The following is a 10,640-nucleotide window of genomic DNA, read 5'->3' on the forward strand; positions in this document are numbered from 1 at the left end:
GTCAGCGCTGGCCGGTGGTGGTGGTCGTGGCGAGTCCGACGCCGTCCGTCTCGCGGACAGTGGGGCTGACGACCTTGCTGAGGGCGATGAGGCCGGCGCCGACCAGGGCGATCGCGGCCAGGATGATGAGTCCCGCGCTGTCGCCGAACGTGGCGTCCGCCCAGTTCTTCAGGACCGGCGCGAGGAAGCCGCCGAGGCTGCCGAGCGAGTTGATGAGCGCGATGCCGCTCGCGGCCGCCGCTCCCAGCAGGAACGACGTCGGCAGCGTCCAGAACACCGGCTGCACCGAGATGAACCCCGCCGCACCGACGCTGAGCGCGGCCAGGGCGATCAGCGGATCCTGGATGACGGCGGAGAGTACGATGCCGACGCCGGCAGCGGCGAGGGCGCACGTGGCGATCAGGCGGCGCTGACCCGTGCTGTCCGCGAGTCGGGAGAGCACGAAGGTGACGATCAGCGCGAAGGTCCACGGCACGGCCGTCAGCAGGCCGACCTCGAGCCCGACGGGCTTGCCGACGATCGTGGCGATCTGGGTGGGCAGATAGAAGGTCACCCCGTAGACGCTCATCTGGATCGTGAGGTAGATCGCGGCGAAGTACAGCACCACCGGGTTGGCGAGTGCGCGCAGGGCGCCCCGCGGCGAGTGGTTCTCCTTCGCCGAGTCCTCCGCTTCGAGTGCGGCCAGGAGCGTCGAGCGCTCACCCTCGCTCAGCCACTTCGCGTCCTTCGGGCCGTTGTCGAGGTAGAAGAACGCGACGATGCCGATGATCACCGTGAGGATGCCGGTCACCAGGAACATGAGCTGCCAGCCGTGGAGGCCGACCTTGCCGTCGAGGTCGAGCAGCATTCCCGACAGCGGTCCGCCGAAGATGAAGGCGAGCGGTGCGCCGAAGTAGAACAGGCCGTTCACGCGGGCGCGGAACTTGAGCGGGATCCAGTAGGTGAGGAACAGGATGACGCCGGGGAAGAAGCCCGCTTCGGTGATGCCGAGCAGCACGCGCAGGATATAGAAGATCCACTCGTTGGTGGCGAACATCATGAGCGCGGAGACGATGCCCCACGAGACCATGATGCGCGCGAGCCAGATCTTGGCCCCGACCTTGCGCATGATCAGGTTCGAGGGCACTTCGAACACCGCGTAGCCGAGGAAGAATATCCCGGCGCCGAGCGCGTACGCGGCATCCGAGATCCCGGTGTCGGCCTGCCAGGCCGCCTTCGCGAATCCGAGATTGGCCCGGTCGAGGAAGGCCAGGATGTACATCAGGAGCAGGATCGGGATCAGCCGGAGCGTGACCTTGCGGACGATCGCGGCGAGTTCGGGCCGCGTGGGGGACTGGGTGGACATCGGTGCATCTCCATTGACGAGGGAATCCAATGCGTTCACGTATGTGAATCTGATGTCTCAGACCTGAACGCGCGATAGTGTGACACACGTTCGCGTCGGACACAATTCATCCATCGGGGGAGACATGACAGACACCGCGCAGGCGCCGAGTGCCGTGAAATCCGCCGGTCGGGCCCTCGAGATCATCGAGCACCTCGCCGCGACCGATGCCCAGACGTTCCCGGAACTCCTCGGGGCGCTGGGGCTGCCGCGCTCGAGCGCGCACGGCCTGCTCCGCACGCTCGTCGACGCCGGCTGGGTGGAACTCGACCCGGTGAGCAAGCGCTATTCGCTGGGTCTCAAGGCCTGGCAGATCGGGCAGCGCTACGACGGGCACCGCCTGCTGCTCGAGGCCGGGCCGGCGCTCATGCGCGCTCTCACCGACGAGACCGGGGAGACCGTGCAGATGGCCCGGCTCGACGGGGTGGAGAACGTCTACATCGCGATCAGCCCGTCGCCGAACCCCATGCGTCTGGCGTCGAACGTGGGGATGCGACTCCACGCGCACGCGACCGGCATCGGCAAGGCGCTGTTGAGCACGCTCGATGACGACGACGTCATGCGCCGCCTGCACCAGGTCGCGATCCCGCGCCTGACGGCCCGCACGATCACCGACCCGGACGACATCCTCACGGTCATCGAGAAGGGGCGGGATGTGGGCTTCTTCGTGGATGACGAGGAGTTCATCGACGGATGCCGCTGTGTGGCGATGCCGCTCACCTGGCCGGAAGAGACGGGCGTTGCCGCCGCGCTGAGCATCACGATGCCGACCAGCCGCACCGACGAGCGGTGGCCGCACTCCATGGTCGAGCCGCTGCGGCGCACGGTCCTTCGCCTCCGCGAGGACATGCATCTCCAGGGGATCAGCATCGGCAACTAGGCTGGGGCCGTGCTTCTCAGTGATCGCGACATCAAGGCAGAACTCGCATCCGGCCGCGTCGGCCTCGAACCGCACGAGCAGGAGATGGTCCAGCCGTCGAGCATCGATGTGCGCCTGGACCGCTACTTCCGGCTGTTCGACAACCACAAGTATCCGTTCATCGATCCGTCGGTCGACCAGCCGGAGCTCACGCGTCTGATCGAGGTCGACCCGGAGGAGCCGTTCATCCTGCACCCCGGCGAGTTCGCGCTCGGTGCCACCTACGAGCAGGTCACCCTGCCGGACGACATCGCCGCCCGCCTCGAGGGCAAGTCGTCGCTGGGGCGCCTCGGACTCATCACGCACTCGACGGCCGGCTTCATCGACCCGGGGTTCACCGGGCACGTGACGCTCGAGCTCGCGAATGTCGCGACCCTGCCGATCAAGCTGTGGCCGGGGATGAAGATCGGGCAGCTCTGCTTCTTCCGACTCACCTCGCCTGCGGAGAACCCCTACGGCTCCGGCCCCTACGGCAACCGGTACCAGGGGCAGCGCGGGCCGACGGCCTCACGGTCGTTCCAGAACTTCCATCGGACGGATGTCGGCGTGACCGATATCGGAGCAGTCGGAGGCTGACATGACGGACGGCAGCGGCAGCACCCCGGAACAGCCGGTCACCCCCGAGGAGACGGCGGTCCCCGAGGAGGCACTGGTCCCCGAGGAGGCGCTGATCCCGCCCGCCGATGCCGTCATCCCGCCGCCTCCGCCCGAGATCCCGATCCCCGAGGGACTGCTCACGCCGCCGCCGTCGGCCGACATCCCCGATGCGGATGTCGTGATCCCGCCGCCTCCGCCGGACACGCTGCGTCGCTCCGACCGGGTACGCCCGACGCCCCGCATCCTCGACGGCGAGGCGCCGGCCGCGGTGGCCGAGGACTGGGCGCAGCCGTCGGTCGCGCCCGAGGTCCCGACCTCCGGCGGCTACGGCGGGTTCGTGGCCGTGATCTTCGCGTTCCTGTTCCTGCTGCTCGTCGCCGCGATCGTCGTGATCGTGGTGCTGCTGAACACGGTCGGGCTGCCCTTCGCGGGCGGAGCCGTCGTGCCCCCGTCCGTCCTCGCGCTGCTGGTCTGACGTCGCCTCAGGCCTTCGTCTGCCGTCGACGGAGCGCCGCCGATGCCACGGCGACCACGGTTCCGACGGCGACGCCGATCACGGTCTCGATCGCGCGGTCCTGCAGGAGCACGTCGACCGGTGTGGGGGCGGCGAGGTGCACCATGAGCAGGGCGAGCGGGGTGATGAACACCATCGCGATGCCGTAGTTGCGGCCGACGAAGAGCTCGGCGGCGGCCTGCAGCAGCACCACGAGTGCGATGACGGCGAGCGGCGGCAGATCGATCGCAAGGACTCCCGCCGCGACGAGGATGCCGAGCAACGTGCCGACGAGGCGCTGGATGCCGCGGATCACACGGGCGTTGAGCTGGGGACCGCTGACCGCGGCGACCGCACCGACCGCGGCCCAGTACCAGTGCGAATCCATGATCAGGAATCCCGCCAAGCCCGCACCCACGATCGCGACGGCGACGGTGGCGGCCATCTCCCACGCGATGGGTCCCACGGGCTGCCGAGACCGGGGCGGCGCCTCCTGGGTGCCGCGCGTGAACAGGCCGATGATCGCGCTGACGGCGAGGCCGAACAGCACGCTCGCGCCGCCGACCAGGAGCACGTCGCCGAAAGAGGCTGCCGTCGCGGGGATGGTGGCGCACGCGCCGACCGCGAACACCGGGAACAGCGGCCCGGGCGGGTGCCAGCGCATCGTGTACGCGAGCAGGGTGACGGCCGAGGCGATGACGGCGAGAACGAGGATGCTGACGGCGGCGGGAGCGGACACGACCGAGAGCGCGGTGCCGATGAGCATCGCGGCGAGCAGGACTCCGCCGGCGCTCGCCTGCATCCGGATGCGGTCACGGAACACGTCGTGGCGACCGTACAGCGCGGCGAAGGCGCCGAAGCTGGCGTAGATGCTCAGGTCGAGACGCCCCAGCATCCACAGCACGAGGAGCGGCACCGCCACGCTGATCGCGGCCCGGAGAGCCACCCGGTGATCGCCCCGGTGCGGTCCGACGCGCAGGACGCCTGTCCATACTCGTCCCTGGGAATCCGCCACCGATCCAGCCTACGTCCGACGGCGACCGGGCCGAAGCCGAGGTGCTACGCGTGCGACGTGCGCACGAGTGTCAGGCTCCGTTCGAGGACGACGTTCAGCACGCGGGTCGCAGTCTCCGCATCCTCGTCTTCGATCCCGTGCCACAGGGGTGCGATGAGGGCGGCGATCTCCTGACCGATCTCGGCGACCAGGGCGCTGCCCGCGGGAGTGAGCGCAGTGTCGGTGAGGAGCCCGCGGTCGCGCAGAGCGGCGGTGAGTCGGCCGGCATCCGGATCGTGGAGCCGCTCGGTGACGAAACCGTCGAGGTCGTGGGCGCCGTCGAACTGCGAGGCGAGTCGCAGCGTCACCCACTCGCGTTCGGTGAGGTCGCGGCCGACGAGGACGCTCTGGAGCAGGGCGTTCAGCGCCTTCTCGGTCTGGCCGATGAGTTGAGGACCGAAGGGGATCATGGCTTCTCCATATTGTTGGTGCGGATTTCGTTGGTGTGGATTTCATTGGTGTGTGAAGAGGGTGGGTTCGCTCACGCGTGGCCGAGCAGCTCGAACAGGCTCGAGAACCCTTCGTCGCCGTGGCCGTCTGCGATCCGTCGATCCATCAGCCGCTTGACCTCGCGCATGCGCAGGGTGTCGACGCCGAGGGACTCGCGGTGGCTGATCAGGTCGTCCATCAGTGCGGCCTGCACGGTGAGCGAACCGAGGTCGGGCCCGTACTCCCCACTCGCGACGGCGGTGCCGAAGGCCTGCACCAGCGGCACGTAGCCGCCGACCGACCCGGCGACGCGGTCGGCGAACCCCTCGACGTCGGCGCCCTCCGCCTTCACGAGCGCGAACGTGTGCAGCAGGCCGAGGAGGAACTCGTAGCCGACCGCCACCTGGGCCAGGAACTCGACGGAAGCGAGCCCCGCATCCTCGCCGTAGTACGTGAGGGTGCCGACGCCTTGCAGCACCTCGCGGTGAGCATCGAACCCGTCGCGATCGCCGCTGAACGACAACAGGAAGTTCGGCCCACCGACAAGCGACGGGTCTCCCATGATCCCCCCGTCCACGTACTTCGCGCCGCGCGTGCGGGCCCATTCCGCGTTGCTCCGTGCTTGCGCGGGGGAGCCGCTGGTGACGTTCACGATGACTTTTCCCTCCACCGCCGCGTCGAGTGTTCCGACGACCGCATCCACCGCGCCGCTGTCGAGCAGGCAGACGATGACGAGCGGGCTCGCCGCCACGGCATCCGCTGCCGTATGGGCGATCTCGGCGCCGGCCGCGGCCAGCGGGTCGGCCTTGCTCGCTGTGCGGTTCCAGACGGTCGTGGAGTGACCGCGGTCGAGAAGGGCCTTCGCGATCGCGGAGCCCATCTCGCCGAGGCCGATCACGGTGACCCGGGTTTTCGTTTCCATGGTGAGGTTTCCTTTCGATCAGTCGGATGCCGGGGTGGTGGGGTTCTCGTCGTCGCGGGTGAGTCCGATGCCCCAGCTCGCGCCGCGCGCGATGAAGGCTCCGAGAACGGTGACGCCCGCGAACACGAGCATCAGCAGGCGGGCGGCATCCACGACGTCCGGCATCGCGAGGTTGACGAGGACCCCCGCCATCGCCGAGCTGAACGCGCTCGCGATGATGAAGACGGTGTTCACCGCCGCGGCCGCCTTTGCGCCCTCCTCTTCGCCCGACGTGCTGCCGAGCGCGGCGACGGTCAGGTGCGGGAATCCGAGGCCGATGCCGGCGCCGGCGAGGAACAGGGTGGCGAACCAGAGTGCGATCACGACGGCGGAGGGGCCTTCGTGCTGGAGCAGACCGTACGCGGCGAGACCGATGGCGACGACGACCGGACCGAGGGTGATGAGCACGCGGCGCGAGCGGATGCCGGTGGCATTGGCCGTGAACACCTGGGTGATCGACCAGCCGAGGGACAGTGCGGCGCCGAGCATGCCGGCGACGAACGGCATCAGTCCGCCGATCTCCTGGCCGAAGAGCGGGATGAACGCCTCGGTGCCGATCGCGAAGGCCAGGACAGCGACCGTGACGTAGACCCAGCCCAGCGAGGAGCCCGGGGCGAACGTGACCCGGGGGAGGATGCCGGTGCGCCCGCGGCCCTCGTGACGCAGGAACCATGCGCCCAGGACGACGCCGACCACGATGGCGACCCCGGTGCCGAGACCGCTGGGGACGACGCTCGCGATGCCCACCGCGGCGACGCCGCCGGAGAGGAGCACGAGGGATCCCCACGGCACCGATTCGCTCGAGCGGGCTCGGGCGGTCCTCGGCAGTGCGCGCACCACGACGATGCCGATCAGCGCGGAGACGACGGCGAGGCCGACGAACGTCACCCGCCAGGCGTCCAGCTGCGCGAACACGCCGCCCACGACCGGGCCGACGATGTTGCCGACGCCCCACATCGCCGAGACGAGTGCCGCACCGCGCGCCCAGAGCCGCTCGGGAAGGGCGCGCTGGATGAGCGCGTAGCCAAGGCCGGCGAGCAGTCCGCCGCCGAGGCCCTGCACGGCGCGGCCGGAGAGCAGCGCCCACATCCACGGGCTCGCCGCGCACAGCAGCGAGCCGAGCGCGAACAGGCCGAGCGCGAGCAGGTAGGCGCGCACGGCGCCCTGCTGTGTGAGGATCCGGCTCACCATCATCGAGCTGACGACCGATGCCAGGAGGAAGGTCATCATCGTCCACGCGTAGAACTCCGCGCCGCCGATGTCGCCGACGATCGTGGGGAGCAGGCTGGTGGTGAGATACACGTTGCTCGCCTCGAGCAGCACGCCTCCCGCGAGGACCGAGGCGATCGGGGCGTAGCGGCTGCCGAGGAGTTCGCGCCAGCTCCCCGCGGTGGCGGTGCGCTCGGGGGTGTGCGTCATGGGGTGCCCTTCGTGACGTCGGAGCAGGCGGTCATCCGCCCGGTGGCGCCGTTCCTCGGCGGCCGATCGTCACGCTAATACCTCGAGTAAACTCGAGGTCAAGAGGGGGGTGCGGATGGCTTTGGAACCCGATGATCTGCTGCCGATCGGCGAGGTGGTCCGCCGCAGCGGCGTGCCGGCGACGGCGTTGCACTTCTACGAGCAGCTCGGCCTCATCGTGTCCACACGCACCGCGGGCAATCAGCGCCGTTACCGGCGGCACATGCTGCGGCGGATCTCACTGATCGTGGTCGCCAAGCGCCTCGGCATCCCCCTCACCGACGTGCACGAGGTGTTCGAGAGCCTGCCGACGGATGAGCCGCCCTCGCAGCACGACTGGCAGCGGGTGGCGAAGCTGTGGCGGGAGCAGCTCGACCTCCGCCGCACGCAGCTCGAGCACCTGCGGCGCGAACTCACCGGATGCATCGGCTGCGGCTGCCTGTCGATGAAGGCGTGCCGTCTGCTGAACCCCGAGGACGCGCTCGGCACCGACGGACCGGGACCGCGCCGCATCTGACATGCGTGGTCCGCGTGCGCGAGTCTCAGGAGGTCGCTGCTGGCAGGGCTTCCGGTGCGGAGGGCGCGTCTGCTGTCTCGGCGGCCCGCTGCCGACCGGCGTAGAGCGTGCCCCAGCGGGTCAGCTCCGTGAGCAGTTGACCGGAGCTCGCGCCGAGGTCGCTGAGCCGGTACTCGACCTTGGGTGGCACCTCGCGGTACACGGTGCGGGTGATGAGGCCGTCTTCCTCGAGCTCCCGCAGCTGACGGGTGAGCACGCGCGCGGTCGGGTTCTCGAGCAGGCGTCCGAGCTCGCCGAAGCGCAGCACCTCGTGCTCGCCGAGCAGGGTCAGGATGCTGGGCTTCCAGGCCCCGCCGAGCACCGCGATCGACACCTCGGCGTCGCAGGTCTCGGTCCAGTCGCGGATGATCCGCTCGGTCTTCTCCCGCACGGCACGGCTCCCTTGGTATCCGAACTGTCAGTACGTATCAGAAATGACCGTACTTGTGGCTTCTGTCTGTACTTTACAGACTGAGACCGTGACCAACACCCCCACTCTCGTCAGTACTCGCTCCTCCCTTCGCCTCTGGTTCGCGATGGTCCCGCTCCTGCTTGGCGTCCTCATCGGCGCCCTCGCGATCAGCAGCGTCTCGACCGCCCTCCCCGCGATCCGCGGCGAGCTGGACCTGACCGACACCGAGGGACTCTGGCTGGTCGATGTGTACGCGCTGTCGTTGGCCGCGACGCTGATCGTGGCCGCGCGGATCGGCGACGCGTTCGGGCGTAAGAGCATCATCCTGATCGGTCTCGCCGGCTTCGCCGTTCTGAACGTGGTCGGCGGGTTCGCCAGCAGCGGCCTGGTGCTCATCGTCGTACGGGCCCTGCTCGGTGTCGCCGAGGCCTTCGTCATCGCGGGCGTGGTCGCGACGATCGGCGCCAAGTTCCAGGCGCGCGAACGCGTGCTCGCCTACGGCCTGTGGACGGCGACCTTCGGCACGGGCAGCGCGCTCGGGCCCGTGCTCGGCGGAGTGCTGGCCGAGGGGCCGGGATGGCGCTGGCTGCTACTCGGCAGCGTTCCGCTCGCGGTGGTCGCCGCGGCGCTGGCTCTGTGGCTCGTGCCCGACTCGCGCAGCTCGCAGCGCCCGTCCTGGGACCTACCCAGCATCCTGTCGTCGATCGTCGCGCTCGGTGCGCTCGTCTTCGCGCTGCATGAGGCCCTCGCGGCGCCGATGTCGGCGGTGGTCGCCGCGGTGATCGCGATCCTGAGTCTGGTGTTCTTCGTGCGCCGGCAGCGACGACTCCGTGATCCGCTCATCGACATGCGGCTGTTCCGGGTGCCGGGATTCAGTCCCGCGATCATCCGCATCATCGTGAGCAGCGGAGTGTCGTCGGCCTCGGTGCTGCTGGTGAGCCTGCATCTGCAGGACTCGCGCGGGCAGAGCGCGGCCGAGGCGGGCATCGCCCTGCTGCCGCAGGCGGTGGCGATCGCGATCGGCGGTGTCGTGGCGCCCGTGGCGCTGCGCTGGCTGTCGGCGAACGCCCTCACCGTCCTGGCGCTGATGCTGCAGGCCGTCGGGCTCGTCTGGCTCGCACTCGACCCCGCGATCGTGGCGATCCCGCTCGTGCTCGTCGGGCTCGGGTTCGGCGTCGGCGCGACCCTCGCCGCGACGGCGCTGTTCGAGGTGACGACCGAGGATCAGGCCGGCCAGGTCGGCGCGATCCAGGAGGTGGGGTTCGCGCTCGGCGGCGGGCTCGGCATCGCGGTGTTCGGCACCATCGCCGCCGTGCTGGTGACGGGCGGTTTCGTGGCGGCGGTGCTCGTGGCGGCCGTCGTGGTGACGGCTGCTGCGCTGGTCCCGCTGGCACGCCGCGCTGTGCGTTGATCTGCCGCTGACAGCGAGAAGCGCCCCACCCGGCTGTCGGGTGGGGCGCTTCGTGATGGGTGACGGCAGGTCAGGCGTCACGACCGCGGGTGAAGCCCGCGTCGAAGCCGCGCTCGAAGGCGTGCTGAGCGATGCGCTCGCCACGGTGCGGACCGTGTCCACGGTGGCCGTGGTGTCCGTGGCCCCGGTCATCGTGACCGTGGTCGCCGTGCCCGGGGTGTCCGTGCCCGGGGTGTCCGTGCCCGCGGCCGTGACCGCGGTGTCCGGCACCTGCTTCGCCGTGGCGGCAGCCGTGCTCGGCATCCGCGTCCGGACCGAAGCCGCGGCCGAACGGACGCCCGAAGCCGCGCGGGAATCCGCGTCCGTGGCGGGGTCCGCCGAAGCCGTGCCGACGGCCGCGAGGAAGAGGGGTCTCCTCGTCCCAGCCGAAGGCGCGGGCGATCTTCTCGAGCGAGGCGAGCGTCGTGGCCATCTCCTCGTCGGAGACGGCGCTCGACACCTTCGCGCGGATGCCGTCGACGATGGTGCCGAGGCGATCCTTCGCCGCACGGCCCTCGTCGGTGAGCGTCCAGCCGTCGCCCTCGGGGGTGACCCAGCCGCGCTCGACGAGTCGGTGCAGCTTGTGCTCGTTCAGCGGGCGGTCCGTCGTGACGGTGCCGTCGACGATGTTGAGGATCCGCCAGTCGCGGCGGCTGGCGTGCTCGCCGTCGAAGGCGGCGGCGAACTCGGCCGCCATCAGGCGGTCGGCGGCCTTCAGCCAGTAGCCGAAGGGGCGGGTGGTGTTCTCGGGGTTCTGTGATTCAGAGGTGTTCATGGGAAGTCCTTAGTTGTCAGTGTGCATGTGAATGTCACAGTGCATGTACATGTAGTGTGACATGGAGTCCCAATGCATGTCAAGTCGCATGTAAAATCGAACGGTGACCACCGAACCGCACGACCCCGCCGCGCAGGATCCCGCCGAAGCCA

12 protein-coding genes are annotated in these 10,640 nt (G+C 69.7%); 5 read left to right on the plus strand and 7 right to left on the minus strand.

Going from position 1 to position 10,640, the window contains the following annotated elements; all coding sequences use genetic code 11:
- Position 1 precedes the first annotated feature (1 nt).
- Entirely contained in the window at positions 2 to 1,345 is a 1,344-nt protein-coding gene (locus GZ67_RS0117530; RefSeq protein ID WP_051662620.1) for an MFS transporter, read from the minus strand.
- A 124-nt stretch (positions 1,346 to 1,469) separates the two neighbouring features.
- Here GZ67_RS0117530 and GZ67_RS0117535 point away from each other — a divergent pair, with 124 nt between their 5' ends.
- The 3 genes from GZ67_RS0117535 to GZ67_RS0117545 are packed head-to-tail and all read left to right on the plus strand — an operon-like array spanning position 1,470 to position 3,375.
- A complete protein-coding gene (locus GZ67_RS0117535; protein ID WP_051662621.1) occupies positions 1,470 to 2,264 on the plus strand; it encodes an IclR family transcriptional regulator in 795 nt (264 codons plus the stop codon).
- 9 nt (positions 2,265 to 2,273) lie between these two features.
- Positions 2,274 to 2,879 (plus strand): dCTP deaminase, encoded by a 606-nt coding sequence (gene dcd, locus GZ67_RS0117540; protein WP_029264458.1) that lies wholly within the window; start codon positions 2,274 to 2,276, stop codon positions 2,877 to 2,879.
- 1 nt (position 2,880) lies between these two features.
- Positions 2,881 to 3,375: a hypothetical protein gene (locus tag GZ67_RS0117545; protein WP_029264459.1), complete on the plus strand. Its 495-nt coding sequence runs from the start codon at positions 2,881 to 2,883 to the stop codon at positions 3,373 to 3,375.
- 7 nt (positions 3,376 to 3,382) lie between these two features.
- Here the strand turns inward: GZ67_RS0117545 and GZ67_RS0117550 are convergent, their stop codons facing one another.
- From GZ67_RS0117550 to GZ67_RS0117565, 4 genes are all read right to left on the minus strand, one after another.
- A complete protein-coding gene (locus GZ67_RS0117550; RefSeq protein WP_029264460.1) occupies positions 3,383 to 4,408 on the minus strand; it encodes an FUSC family protein in 1,026 nt (341 codons plus the stop codon).
- Positions 4,409 to 4,452: 44 nt separating this feature from the next.
- Positions 4,453 to 4,857, minus strand: a complete 405-nt coding sequence (locus GZ67_RS0117555) for a helix-turn-helix domain-containing protein (protein ID WP_029264461.1) — start codon at positions 4,855 to 4,857, stop codon at positions 4,453 to 4,455.
- A 71-nt stretch (positions 4,858 to 4,928) separates the two neighbouring features.
- A complete protein-coding gene (locus GZ67_RS0117560; RefSeq protein WP_029264462.1) occupies positions 4,929 to 5,798 on the minus strand; it encodes an NAD(P)-dependent oxidoreductase in 870 nt (289 codons plus the stop codon).
- Between the two features lie 18 nt (positions 5,799 to 5,816).
- A complete protein-coding gene (locus GZ67_RS0117565) occupies positions 5,817 to 7,256 on the minus strand; it encodes an MFS transporter (protein WP_051662622.1) in 1,440 nt (479 codons plus the stop codon).
- Positions 7,257 to 7,371: 115 nt separating this feature from the next.
- Here GZ67_RS0117565 and soxR point away from each other — a divergent pair, with 115 nt between their 5' ends.
- Positions 7,372 to 7,812 carry a redox-sensitive transcriptional activator SoxR gene (gene soxR, locus GZ67_RS0117570; protein ID WP_029264464.1) on the plus strand — a complete coding sequence of 147 codons (441 nt, stop codon included), beginning with the start codon at positions 7,372 to 7,374 and terminating at the stop codon, positions 7,810 to 7,812.
- Between the two features lie 25 nt (positions 7,813 to 7,837).
- Here soxR and GZ67_RS0117575 read toward each other — a convergent pair whose 3' ends face one another.
- A complete protein-coding gene (locus tag GZ67_RS0117575) occupies positions 7,838 to 8,242 on the minus strand; it encodes a winged helix-turn-helix transcriptional regulator (RefSeq protein WP_029264465.1) in 405 nt (134 codons plus the stop codon).
- An 88-nt stretch (positions 8,243 to 8,330) separates the two neighbouring features.
- Here GZ67_RS0117575 and GZ67_RS0117580 point away from each other — a divergent pair, with 88 nt between their 5' ends.
- The gene (locus GZ67_RS0117580; RefSeq protein WP_051662623.1) at positions 8,331 to 9,674 is read left to right on the plus strand and encodes an MFS transporter; all 1,344 of its coding nucleotides are present in this window, start codon (positions 8,331 to 8,333) and stop codon (positions 9,672 to 9,674) included.
- Positions 9,675 to 9,744: 70 nt separating this feature from the next.
- Here the strand turns inward: GZ67_RS0117580 and GZ67_RS0117585 are convergent, their stop codons facing one another.
- The gene (locus GZ67_RS0117585; protein WP_029264467.1) at positions 9,745 to 10,488 is read right to left on the minus strand and encodes a hypothetical protein; all 744 of its coding nucleotides are present in this window, start codon (positions 10,486 to 10,488) and stop codon (positions 9,745 to 9,747) included.
- Between the last annotated feature and the right edge of the window lie 152 nt (positions 10,489 to 10,640).

The sequence above is a fragment of the Microbacterium sp. Cr-K20 genome (assembly GCF_000708325.1).
Taxonomy (GTDB): Bacteria; Actinomycetota; Actinomycetes; order Actinomycetales; family Microbacteriaceae; genus Microbacterium.